The organism is Streptomyces wuyuanensis, from assembly GCF_900103455.1.
In the GTDB taxonomy this organism is placed as follows: domain Bacteria; phylum Actinomycetota; class Actinomycetes; order Streptomycetales; family Streptomycetaceae; genus Streptomyces; species Streptomyces wuyuanensis.
Genome location: NZ_FNHI01000002.1, coordinates 312640 through 333155, shown reverse-complemented (window position 1 = coordinate 333155; position 20516 = coordinate 312640). Strand labels below are relative to the sequence as shown.

At 73.6% G+C, this 20516-nt stretch carries 20 protein-coding genes; 7 read left to right on the top strand and 13 right to left on the bottom strand.

From position 1 onward, the window contains the following. Nucleotides 1-75 precede the first annotated feature (75 nt). The 3 genes from BLT82_RS04590 to sigE form a co-directional block, all read right to left on the bottom strand. Nucleotides 76-2010: a S1C family serine protease gene (locus BLT82_RS04590; protein WP_167745954.1), complete on the bottom strand. Its 1935-nt coding sequence runs from the start codon at nucleotides 2008-2010 to the stop codon at nucleotides 76-78. Nucleotides 2011-2126: 116 nt separating this feature from the next. Beyond that, on the bottom strand, nucleotides 2127-2966 hold the full coding sequence (locus tag BLT82_RS04585) for an anti-sigma factor family protein (protein ID WP_093652495.1): 840 nt from the start codon (nucleotides 2964-2966) through the stop codon (nucleotides 2127-2129). After that, entirely contained in the window at nucleotides 2963-3724 is a 762-nt protein-coding gene (gene sigE, locus BLT82_RS04580) for an RNA polymerase sigma factor SigE (protein ID WP_208867698.1), read from the bottom strand. Before sigE ends, BLT82_RS04585 begins: the two co-directional genes overlap by 4 nt. Before the next feature lie 141 nt (nucleotides 3725-3865). On the opposite strand from sigE, the gene BLT82_RS04575 reads away from it, so the two are divergent. Further along, complete coding sequence (locus tag BLT82_RS04575; protein WP_093652493.1) at nucleotides 3866-4531, top strand: O-methyltransferase; 666 nt, start codon at nucleotides 3866-3868, stop codon at nucleotides 4529-4531. A gap of 104 nt (nucleotides 4532-4635) precedes the next feature. Here BLT82_RS04575 and BLT82_RS04570 read toward each other — a convergent pair whose 3' ends face one another. Beyond that, the gene (locus BLT82_RS04570) at nucleotides 4636-4803 is read right to left on the bottom strand and encodes a DUF3117 domain-containing protein (RefSeq protein WP_003966491.1); all 168 of its coding nucleotides are present in this window, start codon (nucleotides 4801-4803) and stop codon (nucleotides 4636-4638) included. Nucleotides 4804-5138: 335 nt separating this feature from the next. Between BLT82_RS04570 and chcB the strand changes: the two genes are divergently transcribed. After that, on the top strand, nucleotides 5139-5939 hold the full coding sequence (gene chcB, locus BLT82_RS04565; protein ID WP_093652688.1) for a 2-cyclohexenylcarbonyl CoA isomerase: 801 nt from the start codon (nucleotides 5139-5141) through the stop codon (nucleotides 5937-5939). Nucleotides 5940-6008: 69 nt separating this feature from the next. On the opposite strand, the gene BLT82_RS04560 is transcribed toward chcB, so the two are convergent. Further along, on the bottom strand, nucleotides 6009-6602 hold the full coding sequence (locus BLT82_RS04560; protein WP_093652492.1) for a DNA-3-methyladenine glycosylase I: 594 nt from the start codon (nucleotides 6600-6602) through the stop codon (nucleotides 6009-6011). Further along, on the bottom strand, nucleotides 6599-7099 hold the full coding sequence (locus BLT82_RS04555) for a hypothetical protein (RefSeq protein ID WP_093652491.1): 501 nt from the start codon (nucleotides 7097-7099) through the stop codon (nucleotides 6599-6601). Before BLT82_RS04555 ends, BLT82_RS04560 begins: the two co-directional genes overlap by 4 nt. A gap of 112 nt (nucleotides 7100-7211) precedes the next feature. On the opposite strand from BLT82_RS04555, the gene folP reads away from it, so the two are divergent. Continuing rightward, nucleotides 7212-8084 (top strand): dihydropteroate synthase, encoded by an 873-nt coding sequence (gene folP, locus BLT82_RS04550; RefSeq protein WP_093652687.1) that lies wholly within the window; start codon nucleotides 7212-7214, stop codon nucleotides 8082-8084. A 123-nt stretch (nucleotides 8085-8207) separates the two neighbouring features. Here the strand turns inward: folP and BLT82_RS04545 are convergent, their stop codons facing one another. Next, entirely contained in the window at nucleotides 8208-8987 is a 780-nt protein-coding gene (locus BLT82_RS04545; RefSeq protein ID WP_093652490.1) for an LOG family protein, read from the bottom strand. Nucleotides 8988-9195: 208 nt separating this feature from the next. Continuing rightward, nucleotides 9196-10275: a succinyl-diaminopimelate desuccinylase gene (gene dapE / locus BLT82_RS04540; RefSeq protein ID WP_093652489.1), complete on the bottom strand. Its 1080-nt coding sequence runs from the start codon at nucleotides 10273-10275 to the stop codon at nucleotides 9196-9198. 232 nt (nucleotides 10276-10507) lie between these two features. Here dapE and BLT82_RS04535 point away from each other — a divergent pair, with 232 nt between their 5' ends. Beyond that, nucleotides 10508-11452 carry a VldE C-terminal domain-containing protein gene (locus BLT82_RS04535; protein ID WP_244291831.1) on the top strand — a complete coding sequence of 315 codons (945 nt, stop codon included), beginning with the start codon at nucleotides 10508-10510 and terminating at the stop codon, nucleotides 11450-11452. Between the two features lie 570 nt (nucleotides 11453-12022). Continuing rightward, nucleotides 12023-12502, top strand: a complete 480-nt coding sequence (locus tag BLT82_RS04530) for an ATP-binding protein (RefSeq protein ID WP_093652487.1) — start codon at nucleotides 12023-12025, stop codon at nucleotides 12500-12502. Nucleotides 12503-12609: 107 nt separating this feature from the next. Here BLT82_RS04530 and dapC read toward each other — a convergent pair whose 3' ends face one another. Further along, entirely contained in the window at nucleotides 12610-13707 is a 1098-nt protein-coding gene (dapC, locus tag BLT82_RS04525; RefSeq protein WP_093652686.1) for a succinyldiaminopimelate transaminase, read from the bottom strand. Between the two features lie 164 nt (nucleotides 13708-13871). Then, complete coding sequence (gene fdxA, locus BLT82_RS04520; RefSeq protein WP_010474859.1) at nucleotides 13872-14192, bottom strand: ferredoxin; 321 nt, start codon at nucleotides 14190-14192, stop codon at nucleotides 13872-13874. Between the two features lie 139 nt (nucleotides 14193-14331). Between fdxA and BLT82_RS04515 the strand changes: the two genes are divergently transcribed. Continuing rightward, on the top strand, nucleotides 14332-15339 hold the full coding sequence (locus BLT82_RS04515; RefSeq protein WP_093652486.1) for a GNAT family N-acetyltransferase: 1008 nt from the start codon (nucleotides 14332-14334) through the stop codon (nucleotides 15337-15339). 17 nt (nucleotides 15340-15356) lie between these two features. Further along, nucleotides 15357-16196, top strand: a complete 840-nt coding sequence (locus BLT82_RS04510) for a transglutaminase family protein (protein WP_093652485.1) — start codon at nucleotides 15357-15359, stop codon at nucleotides 16194-16196. 673 nt (nucleotides 16197-16869) lie between these two features. Here the strand turns inward: BLT82_RS04510 and BLT82_RS04505 are convergent. From BLT82_RS04505 to mshB, 3 genes are all read right to left on the bottom strand, one after another. Beyond that, a complete protein-coding gene (locus BLT82_RS04505; RefSeq protein ID WP_208867695.1) occupies nucleotides 16870-18963 on the bottom strand; it encodes a peptidoglycan binding domain-containing protein in 2094 nt (697 codons plus the stop codon). Between the two features lie 176 nt (nucleotides 18964-19139). Then, entirely contained in the window at nucleotides 19140-19541 is a 402-nt protein-coding gene (locus BLT82_RS04495) for a DUF6113 family protein (RefSeq protein ID WP_093652484.1), read from the bottom strand. Beyond that, nucleotides 19538-20512 carry an N-acetyl-1-D-myo-inositol-2-amino-2-deoxy-alpha-D-glucopyranoside deacetylase gene (gene mshB / locus BLT82_RS04490; RefSeq protein WP_093652483.1) on the bottom strand — a complete coding sequence of 325 codons (975 nt, stop codon included), beginning with the start codon at nucleotides 20510-20512 and terminating at the stop codon, nucleotides 19538-19540. Before mshB ends, BLT82_RS04495 begins: the two co-directional genes overlap by 4 nt. Nucleotides 20513-20516 lie beyond the last annotated feature (4 nt).

The window sequence follows — 20516 nt, the reverse complement described above, 5'->3', positions numbered from 1 at the left end:
CGCAGCGCTGGGACGAGCGGGGCCGGCTCCACGGTACCCGGCGAATCTGTCCCGACGGTACCTTCGGGATGTCCGTCACGTGCCGGTCGACGAACCGAGCGTCACCGCCCTGGTCTGCTCCTTGCCGCCGCGGAGCACCGTGAGCTCCAGCCGGTCGCCGGGCCGGTGCGCGCGGATCTTGACGATGAGCTCCTCGCCGTTGTGCACCCGCTGGCCGTCGACCTTGGTGATGACGTCGCCGGGCCGGATGCCTGCCTTGGCCGCGGGGCCGCCCGCGGTGACCGAGGGGGCGCCGTCCTTGCCCTTCTCGCCGACGCGCGCGCCGTCTCCCGAGTACTGCATGTCGAGGCTGACGCCGATCACCGGGTGGGTGGCCTTTCCGGTGTTGATCAGTTCCTCGGCGACCCGCTTGCCCTGGTTGATGGGGATGGCGAAGCCGAGGCCGATGGAGCCGGCCTGCCCCGAGCCCGCGTCGGGACCGGAACCGCCGTCCGCGGCGCGAATGGCGCTGTTGATACCGATGACCCGGGCTTTGGAGTCGACGAGCGGTCCGCCGGAATTCCCGGGGTTTATCGGTGCGTCGGTCTGCAGGGCGTCGACATAGCTGACGTCGCTGCCGTCGCCCTTCTCCCCGCCGGCCGTGATCGGGCGCTCCTTGGCGCTGATGATCCCGGCGGTCACGGTGTTCTGGAGGTCGAAGGGCGCGCCGATGGCCACGACCGGGTCCCCGACCCGGACGTTGTCGGAGTTGCCCAGGGGCAGCGGCTTGAGGCCGGAGACACCACGGACCTTGACCACGGCGAGGTCGTAACCGCTGTCCTTGCCGACGAGGGTGGCGCGGGCCGTCTCTCCGCCGCTGAAGGTGACGGAGATGTCGCCGGAGCTGCCGGCCGGGGAGACGACGTGGTTGTTCGTGAGGATGTGCCCCTGCGCGTCCAGGACGAAGCCGGTGCCGGTGCCCTGTTCACCTCCCCCGCTGACGTGCAGCGTCACCACACCGGGGAGAGCGCTGGCGGCGATCCCGGCGATGCTCTCGGGCGCGCGGCCGGTACCCTCCGGCCCCGACTGCGGCAGCTCGACGGTGGTGATCCCCCCGTTGCGCTCCAGGTACGCGCCGACACCGCCGCCGAGGACTCCGGCGAGCAGGGCGAAGATCAGCGCGCCGGCGAAGGCCATGCCCCGGCGGGACTTCTTCTTCGGCGGCTCGCCGGTCCGGACCAGGGTCGCGCCGGGCGCACCCCAGGGGTCGTACTGCCGCCACTGCTCCGGTACGGCGCCCTGCGGCGCGGGTGCCCCGGCGGGCACGGGTGCCGGTGCGGAGCCCTGGTGGCCGCTGGCCGCCGGGTACTGCGGCGGTGTGCCACCGGTCGCGTTGGGATGCTGCACCGGCGGTGCGGGCGCCCAGGGCCCCGGGCCGCCGTATGGCGGTGTGCCGTACTCGTCCGGCTCGTGCAGGGGCCGCACGGCCTCGCCCGGCTGCCCGGCCGCGGCAGCAGCCGGATACGTCGGTTCGCCGGCCGGGGCCGGTGTCCCGTCCTGGACCGGCTGCGGGTGGAGGTCGCGCGCTGTGCCGTCCTGCCCGGTGCTGCCGTACGCGTTGTGCGCGGCATGCGCGGCGTGCGCGGCGGCGGCCGGCTCGCTCGCGCAGGCGGCCTCCGGGGCGGGGTCCTGGAGCCGCACGCCGTCGGCGGGGGTCCCGCCGGGCGGCTGCGGGGCGGCCGGAGCCGGGTCGCCGGCGGGCTCGGCCGGCGCGCGGCCGGGCAGGCCCGGAGCCGGAGCCTCCGGTGTCGTCCGTGCCGCAGGCGCGGGAAGCGGGTACTCCGACCGGTCGTCGACGGGAGCCCCCGGTGCGACGGCCGCCCTGTCGTCGCTCGCCGGGGCGGCAGGCGCGACCGCGCCCGCCGTGGGCTCCGCCGCCGTGGGGGCCGCGCCGGCGGGCGACGACGGCTCGGGGTGGGCCGGACGGCTCCACCACTTCGGCTTGGGACCCGTCGGCTTCCCGTTCTCCATGCTCTCCCCGCAACTGCCGCTCCGTGTGCCCCGCCGGGCACCGTTCCCTGGATTCAATCAGGTTTGCGGATCGCGTCCTACAGTGCGGCAGGCCTCCCGGAGGCGGCCGGGCGGCGTCAGCGCGGGGGCGGGGCGGCGAGCCGGCTGGGCAGCGGGGACACGGACGGGGCGGGCCCCGGAGCCGTGGCGAGCTGGAAAGCCGAGGCGGTCGGCCGGGCCGGCGTCGGTGCGGCACCACCCGTGAGCAGCGAAGACGCCGTGAACGGGTGGGTCAGCGGCCGCGTCTGGACCAGGGTCTGCGGGGCCACCGCCACCACGGGCGTGCTGTTGGTGCCGGCCACACCGCCCCGTCTGCGGTTGGCTTCCGTGCCCGCGCCGGTGGTGGCCGTGCGCAGCGGCGTCACCTTGTTGCCCCGGTTGTCACCGCGGGCGGAGACGTCGCCGGTGGCGGCGAGCGGCAGGGTGCCGCCCAGGGCGATCGCGGCGAACGACACCGCGCTGGCCGCGGCGAAGGCGAACCTCCGCCCGCGCCACGGGGAGCGCTCCGCCTCCTGCCGTGCCACGTCGTGGATGCGGAATCCGGACCCCGGGCCGCCGTCGGGCAGGCCGTCGCCGCCCGGGGCGTAGCCGAAGCCGTTCGGGGTCACGCCGAAGACGCCATCTCCGGGAAGTCCCCGGCCGAAAGGACCTCCCCGCCCGTCGTCATCACCTCCGGGCGGCCCCGCGGGCAGCCCCTGGAGCCGTGCCAGAAGGCCCTCGGACGGCGGCGGCGGGGCGGCCGTGGCGAAGACGCTCTTCAGCCTGCGCTGGGCATCGGCCTCGGCCTTGCACTTGGGACAGGTCGCGAGATGGGCCAGGACGCGCTCGCGGGCGTCGTGTTTGAGCTCGCCGTCGACCAGGGCAGCGAGCCGGTCCCCCAGATGCTGCTCCGCGGGGGTCGGACTTGTGCTGCTCACGCCGTCCCGCCCTCCCCGGCCACGCCCGCGAGGGAGCGCTGCTCGGCACGCGCCTCCGGAGAGCGGTGCTGCAGGGCCTTGCGCAGGTGGGAGCGGCCGCGATGGATCCGGCTGCGGACGGTGCCGAGCTTGACGCCGAGTGTGGCGGCGATCTCCTCGTACGACAGGCCCTCGATGTCGCAGAGCACCACGGCGGCGCGGAACTCGGGGGCGAGGGTGTCCAGCGCCTGCTGCACGTCGGCGTCGAAGTGGGTGTCGTTGAAGACCTGCTGCGGGGACGGCTCCCGGCTGGGCAGCCGCTCGGCCGCGTCGTCGCCCAGCGCGTCGAAGCGGATGCGCTGCTTGCGGCGGACCATGTCCAGGAACAGGTTCGTCGTGATGCGGTGCAGCCAGCCCTCGAAGGTGCCCGGCGTGTAGGTCGACAGGGAGCGGAAGACACGGACGAAGACCTCCTGGGTGAGGTCCTCGGCGTCGTGCTGGTTTCCGGTCAGACGGTAGGCGAGGCGGTAGACCCGGCCGCTGTGCGTGCTGACGATGTCCTCCCACGAAGGAGGCGTCCACGCCTGCGATTCCGCATCCGATGCGAACGTCGCGGTGGGTACGGAGTCGGCCTGGGCGGAACGGGCGTCAGCGGTGTCGGTCACGGATTTCGGCTCACCCGCCGACCCGAGAAGGCGCCTCAGCACCCCTCTCCGATCCACAGGCGCAGCCGCACCTCCCCTGTCGGCTCTGGTGGTGTCCAGTAGAGCCCCTACCATAGCCACCTCGCCCGTTAGCTCCGGATAAGAATCTTTACGCGAATTTGGGAACGGGTGCCGCTCGTCAAACACCTTTCCCACGCTCTTCCATAACGCCCGGTCCCATCTGCGGGTTCCCGAGCGCAGCGGATACAGTCACGGTTGCGCCAACTACGGGGACAGGAGAGGGTCATTACCGCCAACCGGCAGACGAGCTGGGCGTTCGCCGACGCCTTTGTCGCCGAGGACGAAGCACTGCGCTGGGCCCGCGACCGGGCCCGGGAAGCGGGGCTGCCCTCGGTGTCGCCCGGCACGGGCTCCGCCCTGCGTCTGCTTGCCGCTACGGCGGACGCCAAGGCGGTGGCGGAGATCGGCACGGGCACCGGCGTCTCCGGTATCTACCTGCTCCAGGGCATGCGGCCGGACGGCGTGCTGACCACGGTCGACCCCGAACCGGAGCGCCAGCAGTTCGCCCGCGAGGCGTTCCGCGCCGCCGGCTTCGCCGGGAACCGGGCCCGTTTCATCCCCGGCCGCGCCCTCGACGTACTGCCCCGGCTCGCGGACGGCGGGTACGACCTCGTCTTCTGCGACGGGGACCGGCTGGAGTCGCTGGACTATCTAGCTGAATCGTTGCGCCTGCTGCGGCCTGGGGGCCTTGTGTGCTTCGAGGGCGTCTTCGCGGACGGCCGCACGGTCGATTCGGCGGCCCAGCCGGGCGAGGTGCTGCGGGTGCGGGAACTGCTGCGCACGGTACGGGAGAGCCAGGAACTGCTGCCGTCGCTGCTCCCGGTGGGCGACGGGCTGCTCTGCGCGGTGCGCCGCGGCTGACGGCCGCCCTGCCGCGCCCGGCGGGCGGTACCCGGAAACGGCACTGCCCCGGCGCGGCGAGGTGCCGTGCCGGGGCAGTACAGAAAGGTGTGGGCGCTCCCGCGTCAGCCGACGACCTTCTTGAGGGCATCGCCAAGGGCGTCGGCCTCGTCCGGAGTCAGCTCGACGACAAGCCGACCGCCGCCTTCGAGCGGAACGCGCATGACGATGCCCCGCCCCTCCTTGGTCACCTCGAGCGGGCCGTCGCCCGTCCGCGGCTTCATGGCCGCCATGCTCGTTCCCCTTCCTGAAACCAGCTCATCGTCAGCCGACGGCCCCCTGGGTGGGCACACGTCACCGGCATCGAACACATTGCTTCCCAGCCATTATCCCGCATCGCAGGACCCGATGACCAACATCAGTAGGCATCGCTTGCGCAACGCGCTTTCGCAAAACCACCCAATTCGGGGATCCGCCTGCGATACTTCGCCCCCGCTCGACCTCCACGCGCCGTACCGGCGCCCGGGAATTCTTTGACGCAGGTCACATACCGGGGCGTATGTCGGCTCCGGCGATCTCCGCCATGCTGGGCACGACATCACTGCCCGAGGTGCGAAGGGGACCCGACATGGCCGACACCGTGCTGTACGAGGTGAGCGACGGACTCGCGACGATCACGATCAACCGGCCCGAGGCCATGAACGCGATGAACGCCGAGGCCAAGGTCGCCCTCCGGGACGCCCTGCAGGCGGCCGGAGCGGACACCGGCGTACGGGCGGTGCTGCTGACGGCGACGGGCCGCGCCTTCTGCGTGGGCCAGGACCTCAAGGAGCACATCTCCCTGCTGGTCTCCGACCGGGAGTCCGGCACCCGACACACGATGAGCACCGTGCGCGACCACTACAACCCCATCGTGCGCGCGATCACCGAGATGCCGAAGCCGGTGGTGGCGGGCGTGAACGGCGTCGCCGCGGGTGCCGGCATGGGCTTCGCGCTGGCCGCGGACTACCGCGTCGTCGCCGACACCGCCAAGTTCACGACGTCCTTCGCCGGGGTCGCCCTGACGGCGGACTCCGGGGTCTCCTGGACGCTCCCGCGGCTGATCGGCCCCAGCAGGGCCGCCGACCTGCTGCTCTTCCCGCGGTCGATCACGGCGCAGGAGGCGTTCGACCTGGGCATCGTGAACAGGCTCGTACCGGCGGACGACCTGGCCGCGGAGGCGGCGGCGGTCGCCCGTGCCCTGGCCGACGGCCCGACGCTCGCCTACGCCGCGATCAAGGAGTCCCTCGCCTACGGCGCAGGCCACACGCTGGGCGAGACCCTGGAGAAGGAGGACGAACTCCAGACCAGGGCCGGCGCCTCGGACGACCACGCCATCGCGGTCCAGGCCTTCATCGCCAAGGAGAAGCCGAAGTACGTGGGCCGCTGAGCGATCACGCCCCCGGCCGGGGCCGCCCCGGCACCGGCCGGCGGCCGCCCGCGGCCGGGGCGGGCCGAGTCAGCCCGTGCCCCGGCTCCCGCGGGCCACGCAGTCCGCGAGATGGTCGTCGACCAGACCGCAGGCCTGCATCAGTGCGTAGGCCGTGGTGGGGCCGATGAAGCGAAGACCGCGCTTCTTGAGGTCCTTGGACAGGGCGGTGGACTCGTCGGTGACCGCCGGGACGTCCGCCACCGTGCGCGGCGCCTGGCGGACGGCCGGATCCGGTGCGTACGACCAGATCAGGGCGTCGAGCTCACCCTCCGCCCAGCCGGCCAGCACCTGGGCGTTGGCGATGGTCGCCTCGATCTTGGAACGGTTGCGGATGATCCCCGCGTCGGCCAGCAGGCGCTCCCTGTCGGCGTCGCCGAAGGCCGCGACCGAGGCGATCCGGAAGCCGGCGAACGCCTCCCGGAAGCCCTCGCGGCGGCGCAGGATGGTGATCCAGGAGAGCCCCGACTGGAAGGCCTCCAGCGCGAGCCGCTCGAACAGCGCGTCGTCCCCGCGGACGGGACGGCCCCACTCCTCGTCGTGGTACCTGACGTAGTCCTCGGCGGACAGGCCCCAGGGGCAGCGCAGACGCCCGTCCGGGCCGGCCACGGCACCGCCGCTCATCGCGGCTGCTCCCCGTCTTCCCGCCCGGTCTCCTCGCCGAGAGCGCCGTGGCGCCCGGGCGGGACGTCCGGGGTGTCCGGCGCTCCCGCGCCGTTCTCCGAGGCCGGGCGCTCCTCGCCGGCCTTCTCGAAGAACGCCGACCGCTCCCGCGGCACGTCCTCGGGGCGCTTGTCGAAGAGTCCGGCCGGACTGACCGCCGTCGCCTGCCGGCCCGCCAGCGCGGACTCCAGCTCGGCGATCCGCGCGTCGCGCTCGGCCAGTTCCGCGCCCAGCCGCCCGAGGACCTCGTCGACGTCGAGCATCCGGTAGCCCCGCGCCGTGACGGGCAGGCGCAGCGCGTCGACGTCCGCGCGGCTCACGGGGCGCGTCAGCGGCAGCGGGTCCACCAGGCGCTCCGGCGCCACCTCCGGGAGCACCGCCTTGTCACCGCCGCCGATCACCGCCAGGGTGACCGCGGCGACGACCACGACCATCGCGATGAGCAAGAACCAGAACACGAGCGCGCCTCTCCCCGGAGCAGGAAACCGTCCGCTGCCGATCGTGCCATGCGCCACCGACGGTTAAGGTCGCAGGCGACCGATCGCGAGGAGGAAACAGCGGATGCAGGGGATGCACGACGGGACTCTGCGGCTGGGGCGGCGCGAGTTCGGCGCGCACGAGCCAGTGATCATGGCGATCGTGAACCGGACGCCGGACTCCTTCTACGACCAGGGCGCCACGTTCCGCGACGAGCCGGCTCTCGCCCGTGTCGAGCAGGCGGTGTCCGAGGGCGCCGCCATCATCGACATCGGCGGGGTGAAGGCCGGTCCCGGGGAGGAGGTGTCCGCCAAGGAGGAGGCGCGCCGCACGGTCGGCTTCGTCGCCGAGGTGCGCAGGCGCTTCCCGGACGTGGTGATCAGCGTGGACACCTGGCGGCACGACGTGGGCGCCGCCGTCTGCGAGGCGGGCGCCGACCTGCTCAACGACGCCTGGGGCGGGGTCGATCCCGGACTGGCCGAAGTGGCCGCCCGGTACGGGGCGGGCCTGGTCTGCACGCACGCGGGCGGGGCCGAGCCGCGGACGCGGCCGCACCGGATCGCGTACGACGACGTGATGGCGGACATCCTGCGGGTGACGACCGGGCTGGCGGAGCGTGCGCTGGAACTCGGTGTGCGCCGGGACGGGATCCTCATCGACCCGGGCCACGACTTCGGGAAGAACACCCGTCACTCGCTGGAGGCGACCCGCAGGCTCGGCGAGATGACGAAGACGGGCTGGCCGGTGCTGGTCTCCCTGTCGAACAAGGACTTCGTCGGGGAGACCCTCGACCGCCCGGTCAAGGAGCGGGTGATCGGCACGCTGGCCACGACCGCGGTGTCCGCCTGGCTCGGCGCCCGGGTGTACCGGGTGCACGAGGTGGCGGAGACCCGGCAGGTGCTGGACATGGTGGCCTCCATCGCCGGGCACCGGCCCCCGGCGGTCGCCCGCCGGGGACTCGCCTGAGACTCCCGCCCGCGGCCGGGGCCGGCCCTCGACGGCGGCTGTCCGGGTACCCGGCGGCCGGCGGCGTCCCCGGGCGGCCGGTGCTCGTGCCCCGGGCGCCGTGGCGGGCCGGGCCCCGCCCGCTCAGGCCTCGTAGCCCTCGTACGGAATCGGCGGCGGCGGTCCGGTCTCCTTGGTGACCAGGGCGACGGCCTCGTCCACGTCGTCCGTGACGTGGAAGAGCAGCAGGTCGCGCGCGGACGCCTTGCCCTCGGCGACGACCGTCCCGCGCAGCCAGTCGACCAGGCCGGACCAGTACGCAGACCCGAAGAGCACCACGGGGAAGCGGGTCACCTTCCCGGTCTGGACGAGGGTGAGCGCCTCGAACAGTTCGTCGAGCGTGCCGAAGCCGCCGGGCATGACCACGAAGCCCTGCGCGTACTTGACGAACATCGTCTTGCGGACGAAGAAGTAGCGGAAGTTCACGCCGATGTCGACGTGCGGGTTGAGGCCCTGCTCGAAGGGCAGTTCGATGCCCAGCCCGACCGAGATGCCGCCCGCCTCCCGCGCACCGCGGTTGGCGGCCTCCATCGCCCCCGGTCCGCCTCCGGTGATCACGGCGAAGCCGGCGTCGACCAGGGCCCTGCCGATCCGCACGGCGGCGTCGTACTCGGGGGTGCCGGGGGCGGTCCGGGCCGACCCGAAGACGCTGATGGCGCTGGGCAGTTCGGCCAGGGCGCCGAAGCCCTCCACGAACTCCGACTGGATGCGCATGACCCGCCACGGATCGGTGTGCACCCACTGCGAATCGCCCTCGGTGTCCAGCAGACGCTGGTCCGTGGTGCCGGGCTGGATCTGATCCCTGCGCCGCACCACCGGACCCAGCCGCTGCTCCTCCGGCCGTGCTTCCTCGGGACTGCCCATGACCTGCTCCCTCCGCTGTGGTGCACGTTCCAGGTCAGGGTAGGTCGCCGGAGATGGACAAGAGCGAAATTCCGGAGGTCGGATACGAGGAAGTCAGTGCCGAGGCGGTCCGCCCGGTGATCGCCACGGACGACCGTCACGCGCTGCGCACGGTCCCGTCACGGGGCGCCCCGCCCTCGGTCCGCCCGGTGACGTCACGCGCCGGGGGTCACACGGTGAGCCACTGCCGCAGCCGCTCCTCACAGTGTGTGATCTTGTCGACGGCCACGTGCTCGTCCCGCCGGTGGGCGAAGAGCGCGTCGCCCGGACCGTAGTTGACCGCGGGGACGCCCAGTGCGCTGAAGCGCGACACGTCGGTCCAGCCGAACTTGGGCTGTGCCGTGCCGCCGACGGCCTCCATGAACGCGGCCGCGGCCGGGTGCGAGAGGCCGGGCAGGGCCCCACCGGTGTGGTCGTCGACGATGAACTCGGCGATGTCGCAGTCCGCGAACACCTCGCGGACGTGGGCCTCGGCCTCCGCCATGGTCCGGTCCGGGGCGTAGCGGTAGTTGATCACGACGGTGCACGAGTCGGGGATGACGTTCGTCGCCACACCGCCCTCGATCCCGACGGCGTTCAGCCCCTCGTGGTACCTCAGGCCGTCGATCACGGGGCGGCGCGGCTCGTAGGCGGCGAGCCGGGCCAGGATCGGGCCGGCGGCGTGGACCGCGTTGAACCCCATCCAGCTGCGGGCGGAGTGTGCGCGTTCCCCGGTCGTACGGAGATGGACACGGAGAGTCCCCTGGCAGCCGCCCTCCACCTGGCCGTCGGAGGGCTCGAGCAGGACGGCGAAATCGCCCTCCAGCCAGTCGGGGTGGGTGTCCGCGACATGTCCGAGACCGTTGAGGTGTGCGGCGACCTCCTCGTTGTCGTAGAAGACGAACGTCAGGTCGCGGTTGGGCTCGGGCACGGTCGCGGCGATCCGCAACTGGACGGCGACCCCCGACTTCATGTCCGAGGTGCCACAGCCCCACAGGACACCGTTCTCGTCGAGCCGGGAGGGGACGTTGTCCGCGATCGGCACGGTGTCGATGTGCCCGGCCAGGACCACGCGTTCGGAGCGGCCCAGGTTCGTCCGGGCGACCACGTTGTTGCCGTAACGGTCGACGGTGAGGTGGGGCAGGGCACGCAGCGCGTGCTCGATCGCGTCGGCGAGGGGCTTCTCGTCGCCGCTGACCGACGGGAAGTCGACGAGCCGTGCGGTGAGCGCCGGGCCGTCCAGAGTGAGATCAAGCGCGCTTTCGGACATGGTTACGACCCTAGCGCCGCATCGGGCAACGTTCGCCCCGCGTCGCACCGCTGCCGGTCCGCGGGTACGCCGCCGGAGCCCCCGGCGGGCGGTCCGGCCGGCTCGGGCGGTCCGGCCGGCTCGGGCGGTCCGGCCGGCTCGGGCGGTCCGGGCCCGGCTCCGGCGCCGGGCGCCCGGGTACCGCGCGAGGTGGCCGCCGGGCCGTTCACGGGCCTCCAGTACGGTGGGCGCCGTGACCAAGACCGCCTCCCCCGCCCGGCGCGGCCGCTCCCTTCGCCTCGCGGCCGCGTTCGCCGTACTTCTGGCCCTGGTCGCGTACGTGGTCGTGCAGTACGTGAGCGGCGACGGCGCACCCCGCTGTGTGGTCCGCTCCGGCGACGGAGAGGGCACGGACCGCCCCGGCCCGGACGACGGCGAGGGCGGCGGCTCGTCGTACGAACTCAGCCCCGAGATGGCGGCCAACGCCGCCACGATCTCCGCCGTCGGCACGACCAGGGGGATGCCGGAGCGAGCGGTCACCATCGCGCTGGCGACGGCCCTCCAGGAGTCCGCGCTGCGGAACATCCGGCACGGCGACCGCGACTCCCTGGGGCTCTTCCAGCAGCGCCCGTCGCAGGGCTGGGGCACTCCGCAGCAGATCCTCGACCCGGTGTACTCCGCCGGGGCCTTCTACGAACACCTCGCCGAGGTGCCCGGCTACTCGCGGCTGCCGCTGACGGTCGCGGCCCAGCGGGTCCAGCGCAGCGGCTTCCCGCAGGCGTACGCCAAGCACGAGCCGGACGCCTCGCTTCTCTCCGCGGCGCTCACCGGCCGCGCCTCGGCGTCGCTGACCTGCACGGCCACGCCCTCCACCAAACCCGGCGATCCGGCGAAGGTCCGTGCCGAGCTGGCGCGTTCCTTCGGTTCGGGGGTTCTTCCCGCGGCCGGCGGAAAGGGGCGGACGGGCTCTCCGCAGGCGTCCGAACTGACGGTTCCGGTCGCCTCGACCGCCCGGACCGCCGGCGATGCCGACCGCCGCGGCTGGGAACTGGCCCACTGGGCCGTCGCGAAGGCCGCGGAACTGCGGATCTCCGAGATCTCGTTCGCCGGGAAGGTCTGGAGTGCGGAGGAGGCCGACGAGGGCTGGCGCACGGCCGAGTCGGACGGCGCGGGGGTCCGCATCCGGATCGCCCGCTGACCCTCTGGTCCGGCCGCCCTTCGGGGCGGCGCCGCACGGCGCCGGGCAACGGGGCGGGACGGATCCGGAGGGGCGCGCACGCCGTCGTGGGCCACGGCCGGGCGGGGACTGCGCCTCCCACCGCGGGACCGGCTCTCCGGAGACCGTGACTCCCGCCGCGGAGACGCCGCGAGCGGAAAGGCCGCGAAAGCTCCTCGCCATGAGGCCCGACCCGGTGGTGTCCTCTCCGTCGCGCGGTGACGCGTGCGGCATTTCCGGTCGGGCATCCGTCCGACCCGACACTCTCCCGAGTTATGCGGCGCCCCCCGTCGCGGAGTTTCCACGGCGTGTTCGAACCGTTCCGGGACGGACCCACAATTCCCTTGGGAAATAAGGGAAGTGACGGTTCGGCAGACTGTCCGCGCGCATATTGTTCGCCCGTTTTTGTCCACAGCCGATTATGCGATGCATTGCAAAGTCTTTACCTTGCGCCACCGCAACCTTCCCCGCCCTCCGAGGGGTTGTCAGTGCGTCCGATCACCGGACATCGACCGCAGTCACCACCCAACGTCTTCTCGTCGAAGGAGCATCATGTCCCTCCCCCTGACCCGTCGGATCGCCCGTGCCGCGCTGCTCGTCGCAGCCGGGGCAGCTCCCGTGGTCGGTGCGGCCGGCTCCGCGAACGCCGTGGACCTCCCCACCCGTGACCTGGGCAACGGCGGCCTGACCCAGCTCGACGGCGCCGAGGCCGGCGCCGAGGCCGGTTCCGCCGTCGACGGCGCCGCGCGCGAGGCCGCCGGCACGGCGAACGAGGCGGGCGGCAGGGTGGTCGGCACGACGCTCCCGGCCGCCGCGGGCACCCTGGGCGGCGCGGCCGAGACCGGCCTCCCGGCGGCGCAGGAGACCGCCGGACAGGCCGCGGGCAGCACCGCGGGCGTCCTCGGCGAGACCGCCGGTTCCGCGTCGGCGCAGGGTCTGCCCGCCGCCCAGGACCTGGCCGGCGGGGGCCTCCCGGACGCGGGCGCCGCGCTGCCGGCCGGCGAGCTGCCGGTGCAGGGCCTTCCGCTCTGATCCACCCCGGAGCGTGCCGAACACACGGAAGGGCCCTCGGGAGTTCCGAGGGCCCTTCCGTACGCCGTCGGCCAGGACACGGCGACCGCCCTTCGACGGTCGGCCGGTCACCCGAGGCGCTTGACCGCAGCCTCGACCCGCTCGTCGGTCGCCGTGAAGGCGACCCGTACGAACCGCTCCCCCGCCTCGCCGTAGAAGTCGCCGGGCGCGACCAGGACGCCCAGCTCCGCCAGGTGCGCCACCGTGTCCCAGCACGGTTCGTCCCGTGTCGCCCACAGGTAGAGGCTCGCCTCGCTGTGCTCGATCCGGAAGCCGTGCTTCAGCAGGGCCTCGCGCAGGGCGAGGCGCCGGGCCGCGTACCGGGCCCGCTGCTCGGCGACGTGCGTGTCGTCGCCGAGGGCCGCGACCGTGGCCGCCTGCACCGGCGCGGGCGTCATCATCCCGCCGTGCTTGCGGATCTGCAGCAGCTCGCCGAGCACGGCCGGGTCGCCCGCGACGAAGGCCGCGCGGTAGCCGGCGAGGTTGGAGCGCTTCGACAGCGAGTGGACCGAGACGATCCCCTCGTACGTGCCGCCGCAGACGTCCGGGTGCAGCACGGAGACGGGCTCCGCCTCCCAGCCCAGCTCCAGGTAGCACTCGTCGCTGAAGACCAGCACGCCGTGCGCGCGCGCCCAGGCGACGATCCGGGTCAGCTCGTCCTTGGCGAGGACCCGGCCGGTCGGGTTGGACGGCGAGTTCAGCCACAGGAGCTTCAGCCCGGCGGGGTCGAGATCGGCGACCGGGTCGTCGTAGACCACCGGCGTCGCCCCGCAGAGCCGCGCCCCGACCTCGTAGGTCGGGTAGGCCAGGCGCGGGTACGCCACCTCGTCGCCGGCACCCAGGCCGAGCTGGGTCGGCAGCCAGGCCACCAGCTCCTTGGACCCCACGACCGGCAGCACATGGGTGTGGGAGAAGGACACCGCACCGAGCCGCCGCCCGCACCACGACACCAGCGCGTCCCGCAGCGCGGGCGTGCCCCAGACCGTCGGATAGCCGGGCGAGTCCGCGGCGGCGACGAGGGCCTGCCGGACCAGGTCCGGGACCGGGTCGACGGGCGTGCCGACGGAGAGGTCGACGATGCCGTCCGGGTGGGCCGCGGCGGTCGCTTTGTACGGCTCCAGCTTGTCCCAGGGGAAGACGGGGAGTCGGGACGATACGGCGGACACGGTGCTCACTTTCTCGTTCGTACGGCGAGGCGCCGACCTGTCGACGGCCGGACCGGCCGGGGCCGCCGGCTCGCGGCCGGCGCTGTCCCGCGCCGGACCTCGGGACCGGCGCAAACGCCGCGGTCCCGCACGGCGGACGCACCGTACGGGACCGGGGACGCGGATCAGCCGTTCTGCGGCGGCAGTGCGGCGATGAAGGGGTGGTCGCGCTCGATCAGGCCCAGCTTGGAGGCGCCACCGGGCGAACCGAGCTCGTCGAAGAACTCGACGTTCGCCTTGTAGTAGTCCTTCCACTCCTCGGGGGTGTCGTCCTCGTAGAAGATCGCCTCGACCGGGCAGACCGGCTCACAGGCACCACAGTCGACGCATTCGTCCGGGTGGATGTACAAGGACCGCTGGCCCTCGTAGATGCAGTCGACGGGGCACTCCTCGATGCACGCCTTGTCCTTGACGTCGACACAAGGCTGCGCGATGACGTAGGTCACGCTGTCGTTCCTCCTCGGTAGGGCGCGGCGTCCGGTCTGCGGCTCGCCGCGGGGCTGCGCGGGAGCGCGGCGTCGTCGATGCCCGCACCTAGTATCTCCGTTCCGGGGGATGATCCGAACAGGAGGGGAGGACTGAGCTGTGGAATTCACCGCAGGCGGACGACTGGAGGTCCGCATCACCCCTTCTGACGTGGGAAAACGCGTGTCGGTCCGGCGGCGCGCCGAGTCGGCGGACGGGGCGGCGAAGTTCACCGACACGGTCGGGGTTCTCACATCATGGACCGGGGGTGTGCTGCTGATCACACGCAGGACCGGCGAGACCGTCCGCATTCCGGAATCCTCGCTGGTCGCGGGCAAGGTCGTCCCTGCGGCGCCGGCACGTCGGCGGGGCATGCCGGCAGCGTCCTTCGAGGAACTGGCGCGCGTCTCGGCCCGCGCCTGGCAACCGGTGGAGAGCGAACAGCTGGGCGAGTGGGTGCTGCGCGCCGCCTCGGGCTTCACCCGGCGGGCGAACTCGGTGCTGCCGCTCGGCGACCCGGGCATACCCGTGGACGACGCCCTGGCGCGCGCACGGGCCTGGTACGCCGAACGCGGCCTTCCGGCCTACGTCCAGACCGCGACCGGCGCGGAGGGGACCCAGGAGCGGCTCTGCGCCGCGCTGGCCGAGCGGGGCTGGGAACGGGAGGTCACCGCGGAGCTGCGCACGGGCGGGCTCGCACCGATCGGCGACCTGGACGCCGACGTGCGGCGAGTGCGACTGGGCCGATCCGTGGACGAGCCCTGGCTACGGCGCTACCAGCGGTTCGGTGTGCCGGGGCCACATGTGCTGAAGGTACTGGGCGGCGGGCCATCGGTGTGGTTCGCCACCATCTCCGGAGAATCCGACGTCCCGGCCGCGATCGGCCGGTGTGTGGTCGACGGCCGCTGGGCGGGCTTCATGGCGGTCGAGGTCGACCCCGCGTACCGCAGGCAGGGGCTGGCGACGGCCGTGATGGCGGCACTGGCCCGGCGGGCCCTGGACGAGGGCGCCTCGGCTGCCTGGCTGCAGGTCGAGTCGGACAACGACGGGGCGCTGGCCCTGTACGAGGGGATGGGACTCGCCGTACACCACCTCTATCACCACTTCCGATACTCCCGATCTTCCTGAGCGGGTACGAGACGCATATGCAACCGCCACCTCCCGAGGCCACGGGCCGGCGCCGCCGGTTCGCCGAGGAGGCCCGCTCCGAGCGGCCCGACCTCGCGAAACTGTGCCTGCTCGTGGGCGCGGAGGCCGATCCGCAGCTGGACGATGTGGGACTCGACGCCGCCGAGATCGAGCTGGACCGGCTCGCGGGCCTGCTGCCGTACGGGATCACCGGACCGCACAACTGGGTGGCCGCGCTGTCGTCGCTGCTCGGCGAGAGCTGCGGCTTCCACGGCACCCCCGACTGCTACCAGCGGCTGGAGTCGTCCCTCCTGCACGAGGTGCTGCGCCGCCGCCGCGGGCTGCCGATCCTGCTCTCGGTCGTCTGGATGGAGGTGGCCCGCCGGGCCGGGGCGCCCGTCTACGGGCTGGCGCTTCCGGGCCACTTCGTGGTCGGCTTCGGCGACCCGGAGCAGCCGGTGATGGCGGACCCGTTCGCCGGCGGGCGCCTGCTGACGGGTCCGGACGCGGAACTGCTCGTCGTGGGCACGACGGGCGCCCCGCTCGACCCCTCGATGATGACCCCGGCGGGCCCGCTGGAGATCGTCCTCCGCATCCTCAACAACATCCGTGCCTGGGCAGCCGCCCGCCCCGAGCACACGGACGTCGCACTCTGGGCCGTCGAGCTCTCCCTGCTCCTCCCGTCCCACCCCGCCCGCCTCCGCTTCGACCGCGCTCAACTACTCGTCCAGCGCGGCGACTTCCTCATGGGGGCGGCGGAGATGGAGGCATACGCGGAGGTCGTCTCGGCGGTCGAACCGGCGACCGCGGCGGCGATACGACGCAAGGCGCACGCGGCGCGGTCGATGCTGAACTGAGGCACAGCGCCGCGCCGGCCGCGCCGGTGCCGAACCGGGGCTCACTCGGTCACGGCGGTACCGAACCGAGGCACACAGCCACACCGGTCGATCGTGACCCGAGGCGCTCGGCTGCGGGGCGTCGTGGGACCGGCGGGGACCGCGGGGAGCGCGGGGAGCGCGGGGGCGGTTCTCCCGGCCACCGCCTCGCCCCGTGCGCGGCACGGCCGGGGCCACCGGCCCCGTGAACGCCGGTGTGCGGCCGTACGGCGGCCCCGGGCCGTCACTCCGTGCCCTCGTCGCCACACCGGGCGTCGCAGCATCCGCCGACGGCGACGGCGTTCCGGCCTCGGTACCCCCGGCCCGGCGGGCAGGCGCACGGCGGCGGGCGGGGAACCACGGGCGTCGGCCGGGACCGGGGCCTGGCGCTCCTCCTGGGCCGGATCTCGTGGAAGGACTCGTGGGAGGTCGCCCGGAACGCCTCCTCGTACGGGGCCAGGGCGGTGCGCACGGCGCCGCCCGCGAGGCCGCGGCGGCGGACCCTGCCGCGAGCCAGGCGAAGAAGCCCATGACCGCGCCGAGGGGGCCCGCGCCGACGAGCCCACGAGGGCCGCCGCCGGCCGGTACGCGTACACGACCGAGCCCCCGGCTCCCGGAGGCCGGGACGGGGGCTCGGACGGCGCGGCGGCTGGGCTCAGCCCTGGCCGTCGAGCTCGATCGTCTGGGTGCGTTCCTCGGGCGTCTTGCCGAGCAGCGCCTTCTGCATCGCGGAGGCGACGTCGTCCGCGGACAGCGGGTACTGCTTTCCGTCGCCCTTGGTGACCATGATCCCGTCGAAGACCCCGTCCAGCAGCTCCGTGATGGCCTGCTTGTTGTAGACCTCGACGAGCCGACCGTCGACCGCCTTCATCGAAAGGATCTTCGGCAGGGACCTCGCCGGTCCGAACTGGATCTCCTTGCCGCCGGCCTTGATCGTGACCAGGTCGGACATGGCCGGCTCGGCGAACTCCTTCATCGCCCGGTTCAGCTCGGTCTGGGTGATGGTCGGCTCGCGGGTGGCGACGGGAAGTTCGACGTTGTTCACGCGTCCCGTCTCGACCTGGGCGCGGTACGCGTCCCGCACCGAGATCATCGACTGCCGCACGTCCAGCGTCTTGCCGGCCTTGCCCGGTACCGGAACGACCTTGCCGGGTTCGAACCTGATCGTGCCCTCGGAGGCCGAGCCGGACGTGCCCGCCAGGTCGGTCAGGGCGACGCCGAGCTTCTCCTCGTCGACCGGGATGACCGGCTGCGCGACCCGCTCGCCGCCGAAGAGCGAACCGATGACCGAGACGGGGTTGTAGTCGCTGCCCGCGGCCTCGCGGACGGTGGCCTGGCTGTCCAGGCTGAGACCGGCCTTGTCCGGCGCCAGCTGGACCTTCTGGCCGCCGACGCTGAGCTGCAGCGGGGAGGTGGCGCGCTTGCCGAGCGCCGCCTCCAGCCTGGCCTGGGCGTCCTCCTTCGTCCCGCCGCCGATGTCGACGCCGAGGACCGTGGTGCCCTTGGGCACCTCGGAGTGGTTCAGCAGCAGCCCGGCACCGTAGGCGACGACGAGCAGGCCGAACACGCCCGCGCCGGCGAGCACCGCCTTGGACCGGCCCTTCTTCGCCGGGCCGGACGGCGCCGGGGCGGTCGACGAGGACGGCCGCGCGGGCGGGGCGCCCGGCGTGCCCGCTGCGGCCGCGGGGCCGGGGAAGTCGGGCGCCGAGATGTCGGGACCCGCGCCGCCCGGCCCGGAGGGCCACGGGGACGCGGCGCCGTCGGGGCCACCGGGCTGGAACGGCGAGCGGTGCTCCGGCGGCACCACGGGGATGCCGCTGGTGAGCGTGTCGCCCGAGACGTTCCCGCCCGGGCTGCCGGGTCCGCCCGCGCCGTGTTCGGGCGCGGGCTTCTGCGGGGTGAGTACGGCGGTGTCGTCGCTCATCCGCGGTGGTCCGGCCGGACCACCCCCGGGCGCACCGGCGCCCGGGACGCGGGCCGCGGGGGCTCCGGGAGCGAAGGGCGACGTGCCGGCGGCGGGGCCGGTCGTGGGGCCTGCGGGGCCGGCGCCCGCGGGCCGCTGCCCCGGAGCCGTGCGGCCGGGCGCGTCCAGGTCGGCCGACAGGGCGTCGAGACCGCTGCGGGGCCGGTTCCCGGCACCCTGGGCGCCGGGCGCCTGCCCGTTCCGGGGAGCGGGCGCACCGGGCATCCGGTGGGCTCCCGTGTCTTCGGGACGCGGTCCCGGCACCGCGTTCGGTCCCTGGCCGGGGCCGGTCGCCTGGGCCGGAACCGAGGCCGGCGGGGGCGTGGGGCTCGGTGCCTTGCGCGGGGCGAACCAGTCGCTGGTCTTCTCCTCGGCCGGCTTCTCGGGTGCCTCGGGCGCGCCCGCGTTCCGTGCGGCGTCGGCGGCCGCCGGGGCGGACTGGGCGGGCGCGGGCGGGCGCGGTGTGCTGCCCGTGCGCTCGGCGGCCCCCTGGCGGGGTGCCGGGGCGCCCTTCTTGTCCAGATCGCTCATGGGCGTGCGCATGACCACCGGCGGGATCGGACGCGACCCGGGGATGTTGATCCGGATGCGGGTCGTCAGGGTCGTCTCGGTCCTGGGCTCGTCCGATTGCCGCGCGGACGCGGGTTCGGCTCTCTCCTCCGGAGCGTCCTGCGTCGGGTGCAGCGACGGGTACTGGCGGGATCCGTACGGCGGCGTCCCCGAGGGGTACGCGGCTCCGCCACGCCCCTGGGGGCCGGAGGACGAACTGTCAGTTTCACGGCTCAAAGCAGGTTCTCCCGGTTGGCTCCGCCGCCCGTTCTTACTAGTTCTTCTTGCTGCGGGCGGCTCGGCGGCGCGCACCACCATACTGGCCGCCACCGGTCCGCATCCGGCGACTGCGGGAAGCGGCGTTCCCCGGCCGTCCCAGCGATCGTGGGCAATTCGGCCTCAGATGGGACACGTCACTTGCCAAGTCGGCCGGAAGACCCGCCCGGTTGCGGCAACCGCGTCATGGTGGCACACATCACAGCCAGCACGGTCCCCCCGAGCAGGAAGACGATCTCACCGAGACCGCCCGCGAAGACTCCGTCGCCTTCCGGCCTTCCCGCGCTCAGCAACAGCACCGCGGCGACCCAGCCCGCGGCGGGCGCGACGACGCCGAGCTGCGTGCCGGTGGCGCGCAGTCCGCCGTAGAAGAGGGCGGCCGCGCCGAGCAGCGCCAGGAGCAACCCGAGCGGGAACCAGGCGGCTTGGACCAGCGAACCGGCGGCGCCGACGGCCACGCCGAGGAGGGCGAGGCCGATGTACGCGGCGACACGCGCCGCCATGGGAGGCCTGGCCGGCCGCACTCCGGACCCGCTCATCGCTCTGTCTCCTGTGTCGTCGTGGCGTCCGTGCCGTCCGTCGCGGCGCCGGCGCCCGTGGTTCCCGGGCCGCCCGTCGCGACCCCGGTGACCGTACCCGCGAAGAGGTCGCGCTCACGTTCGCCCGCGGGTGCGCCGGAGGTCCCCCGCGCCAACTGGTAGTACTCCGTGGTGAACAGCGGCTGACCGAGGTCGTTGGAGAGGGCGAAGAAGGGCCCGTCCACGGCGATCTGCGTGGCGTGGGCGCGCATCGCGGCCGCCTTCTGTGCGGCGTATCCCGAACCGTCGATCTCCGCGGTCACCTCCGCGTCGCCGACCACGCCCGGGATGTCGTCGATGTCGGCGACGCCCGGGAACTCCACGTTCGCGGCGCGCAGCCGGGCGAAGCCCTCCTCGGCCACCGAGCGCGGCACCCGGTTCCAGTAGATCTTGGCGATGCCGTACGGCTCGCCGAGGTCGCTCCGGAAGGCCGGGTCGGCGGCGAGCTCCGCCGCGCGCATGGCGACGCGGTGGGCCTGGATGTGGTCGGGGTGCCCGTAACCGCCCTGCGGGTCGTAGGTGATGAGCACCTGCGGCCGTACGCTGCGGATCACCTCGACGAGATACGGCGCGGCCTCGTCCACCGGAGTGTTCCAGAACGCCCCGGGGCGGCGGTTCTGTGGAACTCCCATCATCCCGGAGTCGCGGAAGCGTCCGGCGCCGCCGAGGAAGCGGTGGTCGCTGACTCCCAGCTCCTTCATCGCGGCCGCCAGTTCACCGGTCCGGTGCGCGCCGAGAGTGTCGTCCTCGTCCGCGGCGAGATGCGCGAGCCCGGGCGGGATCACCTCGCCCTCCTCGCCGAGGGTGCAGGTGACCAGGGTGACCAGGGCGCCTTCGGCGGCGTACCGGGCCATCGTGGCGCCATTGTTGATCGACTCGTCGTCGGGGTGCGCGTGCACCAGGAGCAGACGACGGGCTGGGAGATCCGTCATGGCT